The 20,615-nt window shown below is 62.5% G+C and carries 17 protein-coding genes and 1 pseudogene; 10 read left to right on the plus strand and 8 right to left on the minus strand.

Annotated features, from left to right (window positions below):
- Positions 1 to 132 precede the first annotated feature (132 nt).
- The 4 genes from ACNPN0_RS09905 to ACNPN0_RS09920 all read left to right on the plus strand — a co-directional run bounded on the left by ACNPN0_RS09905 (position 133) and on the right by ACNPN0_RS09920 (position 4,647).
- Complete coding sequence (locus ACNPN0_RS09905; protein ID WP_448938892.1) at positions 133 to 1,635, plus strand: sugar ABC transporter ATP-binding protein; 1,503 nt, start codon at positions 133 to 135, stop codon at positions 1,633 to 1,635.
- Positions 1,632 to 2,654, plus strand: coding sequence for an ABC transporter permease (locus ACNPN0_RS09910; RefSeq protein WP_332499296.1), 1,023 nt, complete (start codon positions 1,632 to 1,634; stop codon positions 2,652 to 2,654). The genes ACNPN0_RS09905 and ACNPN0_RS09910 overlap by 4 nt, the downstream gene beginning before the upstream one ends.
- Positions 2,651 to 3,640 (plus strand): galactofuranose ABC transporter, permease protein YjfF, encoded by a 990-nt coding sequence (gene yjfF / locus ACNPN0_RS09915; protein WP_332489088.1) that lies wholly within the window; start codon positions 2,651 to 2,653, stop codon positions 3,638 to 3,640. Before ACNPN0_RS09910 ends, yjfF begins: the two co-directional genes overlap by 4 nt.
- Positions 3,641 to 3,852: 212 nt before the next feature.
- Positions 3,853 to 4,647 carry an enoyl-CoA hydratase/isomerase family protein gene (locus ACNPN0_RS09920; protein WP_448937781.1) on the plus strand — a complete coding sequence of 265 codons (795 nt, stop codon included), beginning with the start codon at positions 3,853 to 3,855 and terminating at the stop codon, positions 4,645 to 4,647.
- Positions 4,648 to 4,653: 6 nt separating this feature from the next.
- On the opposite strand, the gene ACNPN0_RS09925 is transcribed toward ACNPN0_RS09920, so the two are convergent.
- Complete coding sequence (locus ACNPN0_RS09925) at positions 4,654 to 6,213, minus strand: long-chain-fatty-acid--CoA ligase (protein ID WP_402696854.1); 1,560 nt, start codon at positions 6,211 to 6,213, stop codon at positions 4,654 to 4,656.
- Positions 6,214 to 6,404: 191 nt separating this feature from the next.
- On the opposite strand from ACNPN0_RS09925, the gene ACNPN0_RS09930 reads away from it, so the two are divergent.
- Positions 6,405 to 7,190, plus strand: a complete 786-nt coding sequence (locus ACNPN0_RS09930) for a VOC family protein (protein ID WP_105656177.1) — start codon at positions 6,405 to 6,407, stop codon at positions 7,188 to 7,190.
- A gap of 68 nt (positions 7,191 to 7,258) precedes the next feature.
- Here the strand turns inward: ACNPN0_RS09930 and ACNPN0_RS09935 are convergent, their stop codons facing one another.
- The 7 genes and pseudogenes from ACNPN0_RS09935 to ACNPN0_RS09965 form a co-directional block, all read right to left on the minus strand.
- On the minus strand, positions 7,259 to 8,305 hold the full coding sequence (locus ACNPN0_RS09935) for an LLM class flavin-dependent oxidoreductase (protein ID WP_448937780.1): 1,047 nt from the start codon (positions 8,303 to 8,305) through the stop codon (positions 7,259 to 7,261).
- Positions 8,306 to 8,335: 30 nt separating this feature from the next.
- Positions 8,336 to 8,542 carry a tautomerase family protein gene (locus tag ACNPN0_RS09940; RefSeq protein WP_286172207.1) on the minus strand — a complete coding sequence of 69 codons (207 nt, stop codon included), beginning with the start codon at positions 8,540 to 8,542 and terminating at the stop codon, positions 8,336 to 8,338.
- A 14-nt stretch (positions 8,543 to 8,556) separates the two neighbouring features.
- Positions 8,557 to 10,041: pseudogene (locus ACNPN0_RS09945) on the minus strand (aldehyde dehydrogenase).
- A complete protein-coding gene (locus tag ACNPN0_RS09950; protein WP_448937779.1) occupies positions 10,038 to 10,790 on the minus strand; it encodes an alpha/beta fold hydrolase in 753 nt (250 codons plus the stop codon). The pseudogene ACNPN0_RS09945 and the gene ACNPN0_RS09950 overlap by 4 nt, the downstream one beginning before the upstream one ends.
- 34 nt (positions 10,791 to 10,824) lie before the next feature.
- Complete coding sequence (locus ACNPN0_RS09955) at positions 10,825 to 11,376, minus strand: amino acid synthesis family protein (protein WP_448937778.1); 552 nt, start codon at positions 11,374 to 11,376, stop codon at positions 10,825 to 10,827.
- Positions 11,373 to 12,041 (minus strand): amino acid synthesis family protein, encoded by a 669-nt coding sequence (locus ACNPN0_RS09960; protein WP_448937777.1) that lies wholly within the window; start codon positions 12,039 to 12,041, stop codon positions 11,373 to 11,375. The genes ACNPN0_RS09955 and ACNPN0_RS09960 overlap by 4 nt, the downstream gene beginning before the upstream one ends.
- A 30-nt stretch (positions 12,042 to 12,071) precedes the next feature.
- Positions 12,072 to 12,752 (minus strand): GntR family transcriptional regulator, encoded by a 681-nt coding sequence (locus ACNPN0_RS09965; RefSeq protein ID WP_286134632.1) that lies wholly within the window; start codon positions 12,750 to 12,752, stop codon positions 12,072 to 12,074.
- Between the two features lie 146 nt (positions 12,753 to 12,898).
- Between ACNPN0_RS09965 and ACNPN0_RS09970 the strand changes: the two genes are divergently transcribed.
- From ACNPN0_RS09970 to ACNPN0_RS09990, 5 genes are all read left to right on the plus strand, one after another.
- Positions 12,899 to 13,873 carry a flavin reductase gene (locus ACNPN0_RS09970; protein WP_105656185.1) on the plus strand — a complete coding sequence of 325 codons (975 nt, stop codon included), beginning with the start codon at positions 12,899 to 12,901 and terminating at the stop codon, positions 13,871 to 13,873.
- Between the two features lie 44 nt (positions 13,874 to 13,917).
- Complete coding sequence (locus tag ACNPN0_RS09975; RefSeq protein ID WP_448937776.1) at positions 13,918 to 15,576, plus strand: BCCT family transporter; 1,659 nt, start codon at positions 13,918 to 13,920, stop codon at positions 15,574 to 15,576.
- A gap of 170 nt (positions 15,577 to 15,746) precedes the next feature.
- Positions 15,747 to 16,574 carry a formate dehydrogenase accessory sulfurtransferase FdhD gene (fdhD, locus tag ACNPN0_RS09980; RefSeq protein ID WP_105656187.1) on the plus strand — a complete coding sequence of 276 codons (828 nt, stop codon included), beginning with the start codon at positions 15,747 to 15,749 and terminating at the stop codon, positions 16,572 to 16,574.
- Positions 16,575 to 16,631: 57 nt separating this feature from the next.
- Positions 16,632 to 18,953, plus strand: coding sequence for an FdhF/YdeP family oxidoreductase (locus ACNPN0_RS09985; protein ID WP_448937775.1), 2,322 nt, complete (start codon positions 16,632 to 16,634; stop codon positions 18,951 to 18,953).
- A gap of 158 nt (positions 18,954 to 19,111) precedes the next feature.
- On the plus strand, positions 19,112 to 20,593 hold the full coding sequence (locus ACNPN0_RS09990; RefSeq protein WP_448937774.1) for a nucleobase:cation symporter-2 family protein: 1,482 nt from the start codon (positions 19,112 to 19,114) through the stop codon (positions 20,591 to 20,593).
- The last annotated feature ends 22 nt before the right edge of the window (positions 20,594 to 20,615 follow it).

A 20,615-nucleotide genomic window follows, 5' to 3' on the forward strand; every position in this document is an offset into this window, starting at 1 on the left:
GCCCCGCCGGTTCACCACCAGGTGGCAGGACAAGCAACTCGCAGAGGCAAGTTAATGATTGATTCAACACCCATGTCACGGACTGAGGAAATCACCGTGCAGCATTCCCCTACAATGAAGCCCATCGTTCAAATGGCTGGAATTTCCGTGGAGTTCCCCGGGGTCAAAGCACTGGACAACGTTGGCTTCCGGCTTTTTCCCGGTGAAGTCCACGCCTTGATGGGGGAGAACGGCGCTGGAAAGTCGACCCTGATCAAAGCCCTGACTGGCGTGAATCCGATCGCTTCCGGAACCATCACGGTTAACGGCAACGACACCCGCTTCACCGGCCCCGCCGATGCCCGCGAACGCGGCATCTCCACGGTGTACCAAGAGGTGAATCTCTGCACCAATCTCACCGTGGCCGAAAACATCATGCTCGGCAGCGAGCCTCGCCGTTTCGGTGGTCTTGACTGGCGAACCATGCGGCGCCAGGCCAAAACCTATCTGGAGCGGATGGGGCTGAAGATAGACCCGGCCAGCTCGCTGGGGTCCCATTCACTGGCAGTCCAGCAGCTGGTGGCCATCAGCCGCGCCATGGTGGTCGACGCCAAGGTACTGATTCTCGATGAACCGACCTCGAGCCTGGATACCGACGAGGTGGCCCAGCTCTTCGAGGTTATGCGGAAGTTGCGTGATGACGGTGTGGCGATCCTCTTCGTGTCGCACTTCCTGGACCAGATCTACGCCATTGCCGACCGCATCACCGTGCTGCGCAACGGGCAATTGGTAGAAGAACGAAAGAAGGACCAGCTGCCGCAACGCGAACTGGTCTCGCTGATGATCGCTGGCACCTCCGATGCCCACGTGGGCGGCGCCAACGAACGCACCGCCGCAACCGAACGCGCGGCCGACGCTGAACCGTTGCTGCAGGCAGTGGGACTCGGGCGCAAGGGAGCGGTGCAGCCTTTCGATCTGGACCTCTATCCCGGGGAAGTCATCGGCTTGGCCGGCCTGCTGGGCTCAGGCCGTACCGAACTCGCGCGCCTGCTTTACGGAGCGGACAAGGCAGATGAAGGGGTGATCAAGCTGGGCGGGAAACCGGTGAAGCTGCGAACTCCCCGGCAGGCCCTGGGCCGAAAAATCGCCTACACATCCGAAGATCGCAAGGGCGAAGGGGTTGTGGGCGAGCTGACCGTGGCCGAGAACATCATCCTCGGCCTGCAGGCAGCGCGCGGATGGATCCGCCCGCTGCCCAAGACCAAAGCCACCCAAATCGTGGACGCCTATATCAAGGCAATGGGCGTCCGTCCGGCCAATCCGAACGCCCTGCTCAAGAACCTCTCGGGCGGGAATCAGCAGAAAGTTCTGCTGGCCCGCTGGCTCGCCACCGCTCCGAAGCTGTTGCTCCTCGATGAGCCCACCCGCGGAATCGACATCGGCGCGAAGACCGAAATCATGAACCTGGTCTCCGAACTAGCTGAACAGGGCATGTCGGTGGTCTTCATCTCCGCTGAGCTAGAAGAAGTCCTGCGCCTCTCGGATCGCATCGTTGTGATGCGCGATCACGCCAAGGTTGCCGAAATTCCAAGCACTCCAGATGTGGATGTGCCACGCCTGATCGAAATCATCGCCACCGGGGAAGAAAACAAATGACCCGTATTTACAAGCATCGCCTGTTTTGGCCAGCGATTGCGCTGCTCGCGCTGCTGCTAGCCTGCACCATCAAGCGCCCGGACATCCTGGGCATCAGCGTGCTGGACGGGCACCTGTTCGGCGCCCCCATAGACATCCTGCGCAATAGCTCGCCGCTGCTGCTGGTCGCCCTGGGCATGACTCTGGTGATCGCCACCCGCGGCATCGACCTGTCAGTGGGTGCCACCGTCGCGATCTCCGGAGCCGTGGCGCTGACGTTCATCGCCAGCTCGGCAAATCCGGGATCCGCAGGTACAGCCGTCGGCGCCGTCATCGTGGCATTGGGGTTGTGCCTGATCCTCGGCGCATTCAACGGCGTGCTGGTGGCGAACTTCGGCATCCAGCCGATCGTCGCCACGCTGATCCTGATGACCGCCGGCCGCGGTGTGGCCATGCTGATCACCAACGGCCAGATCACCACGGTCAATAGCGCACCTTTCAGCAAACTGGCCTCGGGCTATGTGCTGGGCCTGCCGGTGGCCGCGCTCATCGCTTACGGCGTGTTTGCGGTGGTGGCCCTCGTGGTACGGCGTACTGCACTGGGCATGCTGCTCGAAGCGGTAGGCATCAACCCGGAAGCCAGCCGGCTCTCAGGGGTGAAATCAAAAACTCTGGTATTCACCGTCTATGTGTTGTGCGGCCTGCTATCGGGCCTGGCTGGACTGATCTTCGCCGGCAACACCATGGCCGCTGATGCCAACAATGCAGGACTGTTCATAGAGCTGGATGCCATTCTCGCCGTGGTTATTGGCGGCACGTCCCTGGCCGGCGGCAAGTTCAACCTCGCGGGCACCATGATTGGCGTGCTGATCATTACCACCCTGAGCCTGGCCGTGACCGTCCTGGGCGTTTCACCGCTGGTCACTTCGCTATTCAAAGCCATCGTGGTCATTGCCGTGACCTTGATGATGTCAACCCGGCTGCGCGCCATGCTCGGTTCCTTGCGCGAACGCCGCCGCTACCAGGAGGTGGGAGCATGAGCATCCTCAGTGTTCCGCGCAAGTCCATATCCAAATTGAATGTGGACCGGCGCTACCTGCCGGTTCTGGGCACTGTGGTCGTCTTCGGGCTGATGCTCGTCATCGGCGGAGTGCGCTACGAGAATTTCCTTTCGCCCGCTGTACTGTCCAACCTGTTCATCAACAATGCCCACCTGATCGTGCTGGCAGCAGGAATGACGTTCGTGATTCTCACCGGCGGCATCGACCTGTCCGTCGGTGCGGTGCTGGCGCTGTCCTCGGTCATCACCGCAACCATGCTCAATGCAGGGATCCCGTTGTCCCTGGTGCTGCCTATCGCGATTCTCAGCGGATCGATCATCGGCCTGGGCATGGGAGTGATGATCCAGTACTTCGAGGTGCAGCCCTTCGTGGCTACCCTGGCCGGCATGTTCTTGGCCCGCGGCCTGTGCTTCATCTTCGCCCCGGAATCCGTGCCGATCCGCAATGAGGGTTTCGTGGCGCTGTCGAGCTGGGGCGTTTCTGCGGGGCGCTGGCGGTTGACCGCGGCCGTGGTCATCGCCGTGCTGGTGATTGCCGGGTCCTGGTGGGTGCTGCACCGCACCCGTTTCGGCCGCACCGTTTACGCGGTGGGCGGCGGAGAGCAATCAGCCACCTTGATGGGATTGCGTGTGGCACGCACCAAGGTGGTTGTCTACGTCATCTCCGGCACCTGTGCGGCGCTGGGCGGAATCCTCTTCGCCATGTTCTCGCGCTCGGGCTATGCGCTGACCGGTGTGGGCATGGAACTCGACGCGATCGCCGCAGTGGTTATCGGTGGAACACTGCTTGTCGGCGGCATGGGCTTCATTCTCGGCTCGGTGGTTGGCGTGATGGTGCTGGGACTGATCCAAACCATCATCACTTTCGAGGGAACCTTGAGTTCCTGGTGGACCAAGATCGTGATCGGCGGTTTGCTGCTGATCTTCGTGGTCTTGCAACGAATTCTTACCTTGCGGCGAAATTAAGCCCGGAAGGGAAGGGCCCAGGGCCCGGTATTAGCGTACCGGGCCCTGGGTCGTATCCAGCCACCTAGCTCCAATTCGCGTACAACGAACCGGGAAGTAATAGTTTCCAGCCTGGACAACAGCTTGCCCCCATTTCGCGATAGATTGCGAAGTGGGGGCATTGCTATTGCCTCTAAAACTTCTGCGGCTTGCACGCGACTGGGAGGAACCTGATGGGCAAGGACAATGAAGCACGGGTCAGCGTAGAAATAGCCGGGTCCACTGCCGTGGTGCTGCTGGATAACCCGGGCCAACTCAACGCGCTCACCAAGGACATGTGCCTGCAGCTGGTGGGCGCCTTTGCCGGCCTTTCGACCAACGACGAGGTCAGTTCCATTGTGGTTCGCGGCGCTGCGGCGAACTTCTGCGCTGGAATTGCCATCGACGAGATGGACCAGGTGCTCTTCGACCGGGACGCGGCCGGCGAGCTGATCAACCATTTCGACCTGCTCGACAAGATCATCGTGGGCTGCCCGAAGACCACCATCGCGGTGGTGGAAGGTAATTGCTTTGGCGGGGCCTGGCAGCTGGCCTCGGCCTGCGATATCCAGTTGGCCTCGGATAACGTGCGCCTGGCGATCACCCCAGCGAGAATCGGGTTGGTTTTCCCGCGCCCGGGCATCGAACGGCTGGTGCGTACCGTGGGGGAGCACCGGGCCAAGTACCTGCTGTTTTCCGGCGCGGAGATTTCCATTGCCGAGGCGGAGCGCTGGGGCATGTTCACCCGGGTGATTGCCCAGGGGCAGCTCGACGAAGAGCTGGCCGCATTGCTGGGCAAGCTGGCGGCGAACTCGCCGTATTCCATTGCGCGCACCAATGAGGCAATCAACTTGGTGCGCCAGGGAGAAGCCACCGAGGGCTGGTGGGAAGCGATGTGGGAAGAGAACGGGGCGAACGCGGACCTGGCCGAAGGCAGATCCGCGTTCTACTCACGCCGCACACCGGATTACGGTGGACTGCCCCAGTAGTGGTCGCTAGTCCTGCTGGGCAGTGAACTGCGCAACCAGTTCGCGCTTGAGGATCTTCCCGCTGGGACCCAGCGGGAATTCCTGGACGATCTCGATCAGCCGCGGATACTTGTACGCGGCCATCTGCTTGCTGGCCCACGCCACCAGCTCCTGCGCGCCCAGCGTGGAGCCGGCCTCCAAGGTCACCGAGGCGGCAATCTCCTGTCCGTGGGTTTCGTGCGGCACCCCGTACACGGCGGCATTGGAAATCTCCGGATGGGAAACCAGTACCTCTTCGATTTCGCGCGGGTACACGTTGTAGCCGTTGCGCAGGATCATGTCCTTGGTCCGGTCCAGGATGCGCAGGTAGCCATCCTCGTCCTTGGTCCCCAGATCCCCGGTGCGGAACCAGCCATCAACCACTGCTTCGGCCGTGGCCTCGGGCCGGTTCAGGTAGCCGGAGAACAAGTTGTGCCCGCGCACCACCAGCTCGCCCAGCTCCCCGCGCGGCAGCAGCCGGATTTCATCGGGGCAGGCAGGGTCGGCGATTTCCACATCCACGCCCCAGACCGGGGTGCCCACGGTCCCGGGCCGCGGGTCGACGCCCACATGGTTGAAGCAAGCCACCGGAGAGGTCTCGGTCAGCCCGTAGCCCTCGTGGATCCGCGCGCCGAAGCGCTGCTCGAAGGCGGTGAGGATGGATACCGGAAGCGAGGCCCCTCCGGAAATGGCGTAGCGCAGTTTTTCCGGCATCCCTTCGCGCTGCTTGCCCGCTTCGAGCAGGGCCACATACATCGTGGGCACCCCGAAGAAGACGTCGATGCCAGCCTCCAGCAACAGTTCCAGGGCCCCTTCGGCGGTGAATTTGGGTAACAGCATGACCTCGGCCCCCACCCGCAGCCCGGTATTGAGCACGCAGGTCTGGCCGAAGGTGTGGAACAGCGGCAACCCGCCGAAGAGCTTGTCGCCGCGGCGCAATTCCATGGTGTTCAGCAACGTGGTGTGGGTCTGCTCGATCAACGCCAGATGCGTGCCCAGCGCACCCTTGGGCTTGCCGGTGGTGCCCGAGGTGTACAGGATCGTGGCCAGGTCTTCGGGGCGGCGCGGCAGGTAGGTGCCAATCGGCGCGGCGTTCCGGGCCAGGTCTTCCAACCGGATTGCGCCCGATTCCTCCGGAGCCAGCACGCTGAGCACCGGCACCCCGGAAGCGGCGGCCCCCGCTGCTCCTTCTGCGAGCAGCGGTGCGGCGCAGATCATCAGCTTGGTTTCGGAATCCTCCAGGATGTAGGAGATCTCGCGCGCCTTGAGCAGCGCGTGGACCGGTACCGCCACGGCGCCCAGGGCCAGAACCGCGTAGTAGGCGCGGGCGAAGTCCGTGACGTTGGGAATGAGCAAGGCCACCCGGTCGCCCGCCTCGATGCCTTGGGCTTGCAGGGCTCCGGCGTATTCCCGGGCCTGCTCCCACAGCTGCTCATAGGTGGTGCTGCGACCATCGACGGTGATGGCGTTCAGCTCGCCGTAGCGGGCAGCCCCTTCTGCGAGGATGGCCGCCACTGAAACAGTGAGATTGGATGTGGAAACGCTCATGGTGAACTCCTCGGGTCGCCCAGCAGTGCATTGTGTGTTGTGTCACATTAAACCATATTGGAACTGCGGTTCAGTACGAGGTATTGAGTTTCGAAATATCTTGAACAATGGAAAATTTCCGTTGCTGATCTGGGTAAAAAGGACATAGACTCAGCCCAAACGAGCTGGATGAATTGTGGAATGGGGAAGCGATGCCGGCACCAAAGGATCCTCGAGCCGAGCCGTGCTGGGTCGATTTGCTCACCAGCGACATGGAGGGCTCCACGCAGTTCTACGGGCAGCTTTTCGGTTGGGAAGTCCGCCATGACGAGGAAACCCGCGACGAGGGATATGCCGAGGTCTACCTCAACGGGGAAATGGCCACCGGCTTCATTGCCAATGACCCGGATTCCGAGGTGCAAGATGCCTGGACCACCTACCTGAATGTGACCGATGTGCACGCCGCCGCCTATGCCACCAAAATGCACGGCGGCAAGGTCTATCTCAAGCCCATCGACATTCCCGGCCAGGGAACCATGGCCATCATCGGGGACCCAGCGGGAACCGGCGTTGGACTCTTCCAGGCATTCCAATCAGCAGACACAACCGCCAGCCGCGCACCGGGCACCCGCATCTGGAACGAGCTGCACACCAGGCACTTCGAGGCGGTGGCCCGCTTCTACCGTGTAGCACTGGGCTGGTGCCTGTCCCCGGTCTCGGACACGGACGAATTCCGCTACCACACCTACGGCCAAGGTTCCGAGGCGGTGGCCGGAATCTTCGACATCTCCAGCTATCCGGATTCCAAGGCCGGTTGGCGCGCCTACTTCGCGGTGGCGGATGCCGAACAGACCGTGGCGCTCGCCGAGAAGCTCGGCGGCACGATCATCCATGAGCCCCATGATTCCTACTTTGGCCGCATGGCCGTGCTCAGCGACGTCACCGGCGCAGAGTTCGCGATCATCGCTCCGTCGCGCAAACAGGAATCTGAAGCCTGACGGCAAAGGCCGCCGGCACCGAAAAATCGGATGCACGGCGGCCTCGGTTCGGGCTGGTCCTTCGCAGCCTACTTCACGAAATTCGGCACAACTTCGTCAATGAACAACTTCAGCGAGCGTTTCTTTTCCTCGTGGCTCAGGGCGTTGTCGCTCCAGAAGCTGTATTCGCTGACGCCCAGATCTTCGTAGCGGCGCAGGCGCTCAACAACCACGTCCGGCGTGCCGATCATTGCGGTGCGGTGCAGGGACTCAGGGGTGAATTCCTCGCGTTCGGAGAACTTCTCCTCCGGGCTGGGATCGATGAAGCCGTTGACCGGCTCCGCCTTGTTGCCGAAGACCGCATCGAAGGTGCGGTAGAACTTGTTGATGCCTTCGGCAGCAGGGCGCCAGGCCTCTGGCTCGTTGGCGGAGTGCAGATAGGTGTGGCGAAGCACCATGATGTCAGGGCGCTGTTTCACCTCCGGGTGGGCAGCGATGGCGGCTTCGTACTTCTGGACTAATGATTCGACTTCTTCGTCGCCCTTCATCAGCGGAGTCACCATGACATGGCACCCGTTGGCCACAGCATACTCGTGCGACTCGGGGCTGCGGGCGGCAACCCAGACAGGGATCTGCTTTTGTGTAGGCTTGGGCACCGAGGTGGACGTCGGGAACTGCCAGACTTCACCGTCGTGGGCGTAATCTCCCTCCCACAGCTTCTTGACTGCGGGGATGAGCTCCTGCATGGAGGCACCGCCGTCGGTGGCCTTCATGCCATCGGTCATGCGATCGAATTCGAATTGGTAGGCACCGCGTGCCACGCCTAATTCGGCACGGCCATTGCTGATGACATCGAGCAGCGCGAGTTCGCCGGCTGCTCGGATCGGGTTCCAGAATGGTGCGATGATGGTGCCGGCTCCGAGCCGGATCGTGGAGGTCCGAGCCGCGAGGTAAGCAAGCTGCGGGATCGGGTTCGGGGAGACGGTGTATTCCATCGAGTGGTGTTCGCCGATCCAGACTGTGGAGAAGCCACCGGCTTCGGCCATTTGAGTCAGTTCGACGAGGTTCTCGAAATGCTGTGCGTGGCTGATCGAGTCGTCATAGCGTTCCATGTGGATGAACAGTGAAAAGCGCATATCTGTCCTTCTTTCGTTGCTCTGCTGCCCTTAGGCAGTTGCCTGGGTGCTGTTGCGTTCGGCGATGGTTTGATTGGTCCGGGACCAATGCTCATGATCGACTTCGCGCACGATGACCGTGATGTTTTCGGGGGCCGCATCAACGGTTTCTTCGGCGGCCCGGTGCAAGGCGTCGATCAGGGCGCGCAGCTGCTGGGAACTGCGGCCCTTGGCAATGGATACATCGATCAGTGGCATGGGGCTCCCTTTCCTTAGCCGCGCATCACAAACGGATCTGCGACGGGGGATTCGTCCGTGTTGATCCATACGCTCTTGAGGCGGGTGTATTCGTTCATGGATTCGAGGCCGTGCTCGATGCCGACGCCCGAGTTCTTGAAGCCTTGGCGAGGGGACATCGGGGACATCGCGCGGTAGGTGTTCACCCAGATCGTGCCGGCCTCCAGCCTCCGGGCCATGCGATGGGCGCGGGCAAGGTTCTGCGTCCACACGCCGGCGGCCAGCCCGTACTCGGTGTCATTGGCCATGGACAGCAGCTCGTCTTCGTGCTCGAAGGGCATGATCGCAGCCACCGGGCCGAAGATCTCCTCGCGGACCACGCGCATGTCGTTATTGACGTCGGTGAGCACAGTGGGGGAGAAATAGTAGCCCGGCAGGTCCAGGCCTTCGGGGCGGGTGCCGCCGGCCAGTACTTTGGCGCCCTCGTCTGCGCCGATCTTCACATAGGAAGCGACCTTTTCCAATTGGTCGGCGAACGCCAGCGGGCCTAGCTCGGTGGCATCGGAGAGCGGATCTCCGATGACAATGGACTTGGCACGTTCGGTAACCCGTTCCAGCAGCTCGTCGTAGACAGACCTGTGGGCGAAGACCCGGCTGCCGGCAATGCAGGTCTGGCCGGCCGCGGCGTAGATGCCGGCCACCACGCCCATAGCCGCGTTGGCGACGTTGGCGTCGTCGAAGACGATGTTCGGGCTCTTGCCACCCAGCTCCAAGGTGCAGCCGATGAAGCGGCCGGCCGCCTCGGCGGCGATCTTCGAGCCGGTGGCCGTAGAACCAGTGAAGGAGATCTTGGCCAGCAGTGGGTGGCTGACTAGCGCCGCGCCGGCCTCGGCCCCGAACCCGGTGACAACGTTGATGACGCCCGGAGGGAATCCGGCCTGCTCAGCCAGCTCAGCCAGCAGCAGCACCGTGCGCGAGGTGTATTCGCTCGGCTTGATTACCACGGTATTGCCAGCAGCCAGCGCCGGGGCGATCTTCGAGGTGGTCAGCGTCAGCGGCGAGTTCCAGGGGGTGATGGCTCCGACCACGCCCAGTGCCTCGCGCTGGGTATAGTTCAAGATCGCCGGGTTCATGCTTGGGATCTGGGCGCCCTGCACCTTGTCAGCCAGTCCCGCATAGTAATAGAGTTACTCGGGCAGGGTGGCCAGCTGGCCGCGCATTTCGCGCAGCAGCTTGCCGTTATCCAGGGATTCGTAGCGGGCCAGCTTCTCGGCGTTCTCGCCGATCAGATCGCCCAGGCGGCGCAGCAGGTGCCCGCGGGCGGTAGCGCTCAGGGTGCTCCACGAGGGTGCGGAAAATGCCTTGTGGGCGGCCTTGACGGCGCGATCCACATCTTCGGCATTGCCACGGGCGGCCTCGTAAAGCTCGTCGAGGGTCGCCGGGTTGGTGCTGGTGAAGAAACGGTCTTCGCTGGGAGCGACGTGCTCGCCGTTGATGAAATGCATGTAACGCTCGCTCATGCCTGTTTCCCTTCGTTATCGCTGAAAAAACTGTTTAATTCCGTGGCCAAGGCCAGCGGATTCTCGACCGGAAGCATGTGCCGTGCTCCGGGGATGATGCGCAGCCGCCCATGAGGCACGGCAGCAACCAGCCGGCGGGACATCTGCGGGGTCGATCCGGGATCCAGTTCCCCGGTGATGGCCAGTGTCGGCTGCTTGATCGCATCGAGTTCGCCGGCAATCTCCTGGTCACCGCGGGCGAAAACCGCGTAGGCGTGCAGATAGGATTCGAGATCGTTGCCCGCCATAGTTTGGCGCGTAGCCTCGATGAGCTGCGCGTCCACCGTGGTGGCCGCGGCCGGGAACCAGCGTTCGATGGCGCGGTCCACTCCCTGGGAGAAGTTCGTGCCGGCGGTAGCCAGGCGCTCTTCCACCGCGGCCGACTCTTCGGCGGTGCGCCGGCATACGGAGTTCACTGCAGACAAGGTCAGCACGCGCCCGGGAGCGAAGCGCGCAAGGTACTGGGCAACCAAGGCACCGAGCGAGAATCCCACAAGATGCACAGGCTCGCGAGTTTCAAGGCGTTCGAGCACATCGGCGGCCAAGCTCGCCAGATTCTGCTCGCTGCGCAGGGGCGGGCGTAACCCGTGCCCAGGCAGGTCCAGGGCCACTGATTGGTGCGCCAGCTGCTCGCGCAGCGGCTTCCACATGGTCCGGTCCAATCCGACTCCATGCAGGAGGACAACCAATGGCTGCTTCGTGCTTGTCATGCGTGCTTCGCTCCGTTCCGGCTGATGCGCTCTGCTACTGTTCGGTGGACAGCGGGGCCAGGCGTTCCTGCGGCCGGCCACGGGTTGCGCCGGCCAGGGCGATCAGGATTTCGCCAGGATGCGGAGCATCGGCGATCCTGGCCTCGACGCTCTGGTGGTGCGAGCGGATCGTGGCATCGGTGAAATGCTTGAGCGGGATGTCGAACTGCACTCCGGCCTGTCCGCGCTTTTCCACGGCCGGCAGCAAGGTGGTGGCCTTGGCTGCGTCGCGGAAGTGGTTGCCGAATTTCAGGGTGTGGATCAGGGCCGAGCCGTGCTCGACTTCACCGTCAAGGCCGACGATTGCAGCCTTGCCATAGGCCTGGAGCGGGGCGCCCAGCGCTTCGATGACCCGCGGTGCCAGCAGCGCTCCGAGGTCCGAGGCGACCGAGTCGATTCCCGGGTTCAAGTCCTCGACGAATCCTTGCCCTGCCCACGGGTTGTCGAATACGGCGGCGACAATGACCACGCGGGCTACCGGATCCACCGAGCGTCCGCCCTCTGTGGCAATTTCCTCGACGATGGTTACCAGTTTGCGGTAGTTCATAGTTGTATTCCCTTCAGTATTTCGGAAGTGACCGTTCGGTCGGTGGTTCGATCGCCGATGCGTGCATGTGGCCGGGGGCCGCTTGATGCCGCGGCAATGACCGCGATCTCGCCAGCATGCGGGGCATCGGGCAAGGACAGCTCCAGGGTCTGGTAGTGGCTTCGGGTGGCAGCTGCGGTCTTATGCCACATCGGTACTCGCAGGGATTCACCAGGAACGCCGCGGCCGTCGACAAAGCAGATGATCGAGGTGCCGCCGAGGGCTTCGCGCAGCAGGTTGCCGAAGAACGGGGTGTGGATCAGCGCTCCGGCATGCTCCAATTCCCCATCGCTGCCAACCAATGCGGCCTTGCCGAAAGCTGCAACTTGTTCGGCTCCGCCCAGGGCATTGAGCAGGCGATCCGACAGCAGCTTGGCCAGCAATGGGGCGATGGCCTCGGTCCGCTCGGATAAATCTTGCGACGTTCCGGTGCCGAGCCAAGGATTGGGGATGACTGCGGTGGCGGTCGCGCGGGTGATGCTGCCTAATTCGTGGTGGGGAACTTCTTCCACCATGCACGAGATTTTGCGCAAACCAATGGCCTGGGCCAAATCCTGGTAGTCTTCGAGAGTTGATCGGGTGCTCAAATCAATGAGCTGAGGCGGCTGGGCCAGTGGAGAATTCATCTGGTATTCCTTTGCATGGCTATTTTGGGGCTAACCCGGTTGTTCTTCGTCTTCTTCTTTCATTGCGGCCAGGGCCGCCGACTGGCTTGATGCGGCAACATGCCTGCGCATCACAAGTTCTGCGGCCAACGGATCTTTGGAGCTGATGGCGTCGATGATTGCCTGGTGCTCGTCCTTCGAATTCTGCAAGCGCCCGGGCAAGCTCAGGGTCTGCGAAACGATGCGATGGTAGGCCAGCTGGTTCATCAACAGGTCATAGTGCTCGGTGAGCTTCCTGTTGTCAGCCCCGGCAACCAACGTGCTGTGGAATTCATGGACCAGTTGCGAATAGAGTTCCGCGTCGCCGCGCTCGACGGCCCGTTGGCTGCGTGCAACGTTTTCCTTGAGCTGCTCCAATTCAGGTACGGCTCCACGTCTGGCCAGCAGGCCAGCGGCTAGTCCCTCGAAGGCCTCCTTCAGGGAAAACATCTCGTGAATTTCGCGCTGGGTGGGCTTCCTGACGAATGTTCCAACCCGCGAACGCACCTCAACTAGGCCCTCGCGCTCCAGCTGCTTCAATGCTTCTCGAATTGGAGTACGGCTGACCTCGAAGTCTTGCGCCAGGGCTGTCTCTGCCAATAGGTCTCCGGGTTGAACAACTCCAGTGACGATCATTTGACGGAGCCGGCCCAGCAACGGCGTCTCCGGGGTGCTCCTGGTTTTTGATTCCACGCTTGAACTCTCTTGCATACAAGAACTCTATCCATAGATCCTCTTGTATGCAACAGAAATTCAAGGAATCGCCTTGAATCCGCTAAATTTAAGAGAATTTCCTGAAACATGTTGACTCCGTCACAACCTTTGCTAGCATTTCTTGCATGCAACAAATTGTAAATTCACTCCAGCCTGTCAAAGAATCACTCGTCAACGCCTGGGAAGCGGCATGGGATCGGGGCCAGGTCGATGCGCTGGACGAGATCTTCCACGCGGACTTCCGGCGAATCAGCAAGAAATCCAAAAACGTCACCACCATCCGAGAGCTGAAGCAAGAGATTTTGTCCGTGCGGGAGGCCTTCCCTGATCTGGTGACAAAAATCGACCATCTGCTCGTGGATGAGCAGGAGCAGTCCATCGCGATTTTCTGGCACACCACCGGAACGTTCACCAACGATCTGCAGGGTGTGCCGGCCACGGGCAACACCGTGGAAACCCGCGGTTCCAACCTGATGGAAGTCCAGGACGGGAAAATCATCTCGGAGCAGGTGACTTGGGACCAGAGCGAGCTGCTCGAAGACGTGGGGGTCCCATCGCTCAAGTCCGCCTTCGAGTCCACGGATGATGGCGTGGTAGTGGACGATTTGAGCGGCGTGCCGAATCTCGATGCGCTCAAGGGGTTCAACCGCCAATTCATTACCGGCGTGACTGTCGTGACCACCATGGATGAACATGGCAAGCCTCGCGGGCTAGCCGCAAATTCATATGTGTCAGTTTCGCTCGAGCCGCCTCTGGTGCTGGTGTGCGTGCAGAAGACCACCAGCACCTATGCATCGCTGTTCAAGTCCACCCATCTGGGCATCAACATCATGAGCAACGGGCAGCGCGACACCGTGGGCACCTTCGCTTCCAAGGGTGATGACAAGTTCGCCGAGCTCGAATGGCATCAGGGGCCGAACGGCAGCCCGCTGATCGATGGCTCGGCCGCTTCCATCGAAGCAGAAATCAAGGAGCGCTTCCAAGCCAAGACCCATACCGTGTTCATCGCCAAGGTAAAGCATTCCGAAGTCGCCCAGCTTGAGCCGATGGTCTACAAGGCCGGCCGGTTCTACGACGGCGCCGAACTGACCGCGCTATAGCCCGGCGTCGGCAGATTCCTCCAATACAACGAAGTGTGAGAGCCATGAAAACCGAAACCAACGAAAAGCAGGGCAAGGGGCCACGCGGAGGGCCCACGCTCACCGGCGGCAAATTGCGCCGGGCCGCGGACAAGAACGAATCGAAACAGGTCTACAAGCAACTCCAGCGTCCGGGCAGTGTCCTTTTCGTTTCGCTGGCGCTGGTCGTGGTGTTCGTGCTCTGGGCGGCTATTGCACCGGGCCGGCTCAATGAACTGATGTCCGGGGCATCCACCTGGTCAGCGCAGTACATTGGCTGGAGCTACCTGTTGGTGACTCTCGGCTGCATCGTGCTGATGCTGTTCCTGGCCTTTTCGCGCTACGGAGGCATCAGGCTGGGCAAGGACGCGGACCGGCCCGAGTTCTCCACATGGGCCTGGATCGCGATGATTCTCGGTGCCGTGATGGGCATCGGGTTGATCAGCTATGGCGCGGCCGAACCCATGAGCCACTTCATGGTCCCTCCGCACGGACGGGCGGAGCCGGAAAGCATGGATGCGGCAGTGCTGGCCTTGCAGTTCTCGTACTTCGACTGGGGTCCGAACGCCTGGGCCTTGTTCGGCGTGTTCGGCCTGGCCATTGCCTACTCGACGCACCGCCGGGGCAACTCGGGACTCGTCTCGGTGATGCTCAGGCCAGTTCTTGGAAAATCCATGGACGGATGGCTCGGGAAGACCATTGACGTGTTCACCGTGCTGGCCACCCTCTTCGGCACGACCACTTCCCTGGGCTTGGGCGCTTCGCAAATCGCCGAGGGGCTGAACAGCCTGTTCGGGATTCCCACGGATCTGTTCGTCAAGATCGTGATCATTGCAGGCGTTACCATCGTATTCACTCTCTCGGCGCTTTCCGGCGTTGGCAAGGGCATCAAATGGCTCAGCCAGGGCACCATGATCGGTGCCGCCGCCATCGGGGTTTTCGTCCTGGTTTCCGGTCCCACCGGATTTATTTCCAACATCTATTTCCGTTCCATGGGGCAGTTCCTGGGCGAGTTCCCGGCCGTGGCGCTGCTGACTCCCTCTGGAGCCGAAGACTTGCAGTGGATGCAATGGTGGACGTACTTCATGATGGCCTGGTGGTTGAGCTGGGGCGCCTTCGTCGGCATCTTCCTGGCGCGGATTTCTAAGGGCCGGACCATTCGCGAATTCGTTATTGCGGTGATGGGTGTCCCGTCTCTGGTCTTCAGCATCTGGTTCAGCATTTTCGGTGGCACCTCGATCCACCAGGAGATGACCGGCAGCTCTGGGATCGGCCAGGCAACGTTGGAAGACACCAACAGCACCTTCTTCGCGATGCTGGCCGAACTGCCGATACCGGAAGCGACCTCGGCATTCACAGTAATTCTCGTGGTGCTGTTCTTCATTACCGGCGCGGATTCCAATACCTATGTTCTGGGCACGCTGACCTCCGGCGGAAATATGTACCCCAAGAGGCCGGTCCTAGTGGTCTGGGGACTTCTCACCGGCGTCTGCGCGATCGTGTTGCTGCTGGTGGGCGGGCTCGAGGCCCTGCAACAGGCAGCCATCCTCTCGGCGGTGCCGTTCACGGTGATTGTGACGCTGCTGGGGATGTCGCTTATGAGGGAGCTGCGCTGCGACACGCGCCTGCAGGCACCTTTGCTGGAAGCTGCAGCGCCGAGCGGAGACGGCAACGAAGCAGGCTAGGCAGCACCGCGAAATAGTTGGGCCCAGCGAATTGCGGCCCCGGTGGAGCCTTGGATTTGCCTCAATCCAGCATGGGGGTTGGCCGAGCCGGGGTCTGTAAACGTAGAGTGTCCTCTAGCAGTATGCGGCAAGCGGCGGAAGCCGCAAGATGTAGCACAAGGAGCGTTTAAATGGGTCGCAAGATCGTGCGCCGCCGCGTGGTCAGGGCAACGCTGGAGGGCTCCCGCGTCCGCGAGGAGAAGCTGGCTGGCGAGGAGCCGCTGGAGATCCGCTTCGGCCATACCTCCTACACCACCTCCATGCGCACCCCGGGCGACGACTTCGACATGGTCACCGGATTCCTGGTGGGCGAGGGAATCATTTCCGCGCCCGAGCATCTGGCCTCCCTGCGCTACTGCGCCGGCACCGATGAAGCAGGCAACCAGACCTATAACGTCATCGAGGTGCAGCTGGGCGCGGGGGCGAAGCATCCTGATCTCCTGGCTGCCCGCAATGTGGTCACCAGTTCAGCCTGCGGGATCTGCGGCACCAACTCCATTGACGAAGTGCGCAAGAAAGCCGCCTTCGCACCCTCCCCTGAATCGGGGCGGGTTGGGCTGGAAACGCTGCTGGGCCTGCCTGACACCTTGCGCGAATCGCAGCAGCTGTTCTCCGCCACCGGGGGAGTGCACGCGGCCGGATTGTTCTCCACCGCCGGGGAATTGCTGATCCTGCGCGAAGACGTCGGGCGTCATAATGCGGTGGACAAGGTCATCGGAGCGGCCCTGCGCGACGGGTTGCTGCCACTGGGCGACACCGTCCTGCAGGTCTCCGGACGCGCCTCCTTCGAACTGGTGCAGAAGGCAGCGATGGCCGGAATTCCGGTGCTCGCAGCGGTCAGCGCGCCCTCGTCGCTGGCCGCTGACCTGGCCGAGGAATCGGGTCTGACGCTGGCCGCTTTTTCCCGCAGGCACAGCGTGAACATTTATACACATGCGGATCGGGTGATCAGGGCGTAGCCTTGTAATATGTGAGCTGGATATCAGTACCGGCCGCGCTACCAATAGGAGGGTCTCATGCATCGTTCGGCACCCAAAAAGGACATCAACGAAGATGAACTGAAGGTCAGCGAACCCAAGCACGCCGCCGCCGGCTTGAAGGCCGTGATGGTATCCATGGAGCGCGGCTTCGCCGAAGCCGGCCCGTCGCGTACCCTGCGTTCGATGCTGCGCGTCAACCAGCACGACGGCTTCGACTGCCCGGGCTGCGCGTGGCCTGAATCCATCACCGGCAAGCGCAAGCCCGCCGAGTTCTGCGAGAACGGCGCCAAGGCCATCGCCGAGGAAGCCAGCGCCCGCACCGTCACCCCGGAGTGGTTTGCGCAGCACTCCATCGAGGACCTGCGCGACAAGACCGAATACTGGCTGGGCTCGCAGGGCCGGATCACCGCTCCGATGATCATTCGCGAGGGGGAGACCCACTACTCCCCGATCAGTTGGGCGCAGGCCTTCTCGACCATCGCCGAGCACGTGAACGCGACCACCCCGGACAAGTGCGTGTTCTACACCTCCGGGCGCACCGCGAACGAGACCGCGTTCATGTACCAGCTGCTCGCCCGCTCGCTGGGCACCAACAACCTGCCCGACTGCTCGAACATGTGCCACGAATCCTCGGGCAGCGCACTGAACCCGACCATCGGCATCGGCAAGGGCACCGTGTCATTGGAAGACTTCGATCATGCGGACCTGATCTTCGTGGTGGGCCAGAACCCCGGCACCAACCATCCACGCATGCTCTCCGCGCTGGCCGATGCGCGCAAGCGCGGCGCCCGCATCGTTGCCGTGAACCCGCTGCCGGAGGCAGGCTTCTTCGGGTTCAAGGACCCGCAGACCGTGGGCGGCATGCTGGGCAAGGCCGACCCGATTTCCAGCGACTTCCTGCAGATCAAGGTCGGTGGCGACCTGGCCCTGTTCCAGGCCTTCGGCCACCTGCTGCTCGAAGAAGAGAAGAAGCATCCGGGCACCGTGGTGGACCACGAGTTCATCGCCGCGGTCACCGACGGGTTCGAGGCCTACCAGGCCGCGCGCGCCACCTTGGACTGGGAAGCTACCGAGGAGGCCACCGGACTGACCCGCACCCAGATCACCGAGATCGCGATGCTGCTGGCCAAGTCCAAGGCCACCATCATCTGCTGGGCGCTGGGCCTGACCCAGCAGCCGCACTCGGTGCCGACGCTGAAGGAAATCATCAACCTGCTGCTTTTGCAGGGCAACTTCGGCAAGCCAGGTGCTGGCGCCTGCCCGGTGCGCGGGCACTCCAATGTGCAGGGCGATCGCACCATGGGCATCTGGGAGAAGCCCGGCGAGCAGCTGCTCGAAGCGCTGGACGCCGAATTCGGCATCGAATCCCCGCGCGCCCACGGCTACGATTCCACCGAGGCCCTGCATGCCTTCGAGAAGGACGAAGTGGACGTATTCGTCTCCATGGGCGGCAACTTCGCCCTGGCCAACTCGGACACCGAAGCGCTGGAGGCGGGCATGCAGCGTGCCAAGCTGACCGTGCACATCTCCACCAAGCCCAACCGCTCGCATGTGGTGCACGGCAAGACCTCGCTGATCCTGCCGACCCTGGGCCGCACCGACAAGGACGACAAGCACCCCACCGGTGCGCAGTTCCTTTCTGTGGAGGACTCCATGTCGGTGATCAAGTCCACCCGCGGCCGGCTCACCCCGGTCTCCGAGCACCTGCTGGGCGAACCGGTCATCGTTGCCCGCATGGCCCAGGCCATCCTGGGCGATGGGCACCCGGTCAACTGGCGTGCCATGGCCGAGGACTACGACGTGATCCGCGACCACATCGAGAAGGTGCTGCCCGGCTTCGAGGACTTCAACACCCGGGTGCGGGAAAAGAACGGCTTCGTGCTGCCCAATCCGCCGCGCGATACCCGCTCCTTTGCCACGGACATCGGCAAGGGCCGCTTCACCGTCTCCGAGTTCGAGGCCTTGGAAGCCCCCGAAGGCCACCTGATCCTGCAGACCATGCGCAGCCACGACCAGTACAACACCACCTTCTACGGGCTCGATGACCGCTACCGCGGGATCAAGGATGGCCGCCGGGTCATCCTGATTAACCCGGAGGACCTGGCCGAGACCGGGTACAGCGACCGCGACCTGGTGGACGTGATCTCCACCTTCGCCGGCTCCGAGCGCCGCGCCAACCGTTTCCGCCTGGTGTCCTACCCGACGGCCAAGGGCTGCGTGGCGGCCTACTACCCGGAGGCCAACGCGCTGGTGCACCGCGATCTGGTGGCCCGCGAGTCCAATACCCCGGGTTTCAAGGCGATGATGGTGCGTTTCGTCGAGCACACCCAGCAGCCCGGACGCACGCTGGATAGCTGAACTGGAGCAGTGCTAAGCGCTTGACGTAATGCACCTCGCAGCCATTTGGGGTTCACCAGCTGTCAACCTGGCGGGCTTGTGCGGGAGAATTGACGGCGGGGCGCATCCCGAACGCATGGGGTGCGCCAATCCGCAGTCCACCGAAGAGGAAACTCCCCATGAGTGCTGCCCGCAGCCAATCCGCTGAGAGCATCAGACCCGAAGACGAACGCCTGCCCGCGCCGAAAACCGTGGCCTACGGTTTCCAGCATGTGCTGACCATGTACGGCGGCATCATTGCCCCGCCGCTGGTGATGGGCGGGGCTGCGGGAATGGACACGGCCGAAATGGGCGTGCTCGTCGCCAGCTGCCTGTTCATCGGCGGCCTGGCCACCATCCTGCAAACCCTGGGCGTGCCATTCTTCGGCGCCCAGCTGCCGCTGGTCCAGGGCACTTCCTTCTCCGGCGTGGCCACCATGATCGCCATCCTCAACGGCGGGGGAGACATGCCGGCAGTCTTCGGCGCGGTGCTCGCCTCGGGGGCCATAGGCATTGTCATCGCCCCGTTCTTCGCCAAGCTGCTGCGCTTCTTCCCGCCGGTGGTCACCGGCGTGGTGATCACGATTATCGGCGTCTCGCTCTTCCCGGTCACCGCCGACTGGGCCATGGGCGGGGCGGGCGCAGGGGATTCCTATGGCTCGATCAAGAACATCGCGCTGGCCGCCATTACCCTGCTGATCCTGCTGGCGCTGTCCAAGTCCGGCATCCCTGCGCTCTCGCGCCTGTCGATCCTGCTGTCCATTGCCCTGGGCACCCTGGTGGCCGTGTTCATGGGCATGGCTGATTTCTCGCAGGTGCTCACCGGCGACATTTTCGCGGTTCCCACGCCGTTCGCCTTCGGCGCCCCGGTCTTCGAGATCGGTGCCATCATCTCGATGATGATCGTCATCCTGGTGACCTATACCGAAACCACCGCAGACATGCTCGCCGTGGCCGAAGTGACCGGATCCAAGGTGGATTCGCGGCGCATCGCCAACGGCCTGCGCGCCGACATGCTCTCCTCCACCGTCGCCCCGATCTTCAACACCTTCACCCAGTCCGCCTTCGCGCAGAACGTCGGGCTGGTGGCCATTACCGGTGTGAAGAGCCGCTTCGTGGTGGCCGCCGGCGGCGGCATCCTGGTGGTCCTCGGCCTGCTGCCAGTGCTTGGCCGCGTGGTCGCCTCCATCCCCTCCCCGGTGCTGGGCGGCGCCGGCGTGGTGCTGTTCGGCTCGGTAGCGGCCGCAGGCATCCGCACCTTGGCCAAGGCCAAGGATGACAACATGAACATGCTGATCATCGCGACCTCGCTGGCCTTCGGCTGCATTCCCATGGTGAAGCCCGACTTCTACGCCGAATTCCCTGCCTGGGTTGGCACCATCTTCCAGTCGAGCATCTCCTCGGCCACCATCATGGCGGTGCTGCTGAACATCATCTTCAACGAGCTGAACTGGGGCAAGAAGGAAACGTCGCTGCGCACCGTTTACAAGTACCAGCTGGCCGGCCTTGAAGACGGCGACCGCCTGATCGATGGCAAGCTGTACGACTCGAAGGGCCTGGAAATCCAGGTCATCTCGGAGCAGCCAGGCCACGCCGGTGACCGTCCGATGCCGCAGGGCTAGCGGCAACTCCGAATCCGAAGAG

The sequence above is a fragment of the Glutamicibacter sp. AGC84 genome, assembly GCF_053543575.1.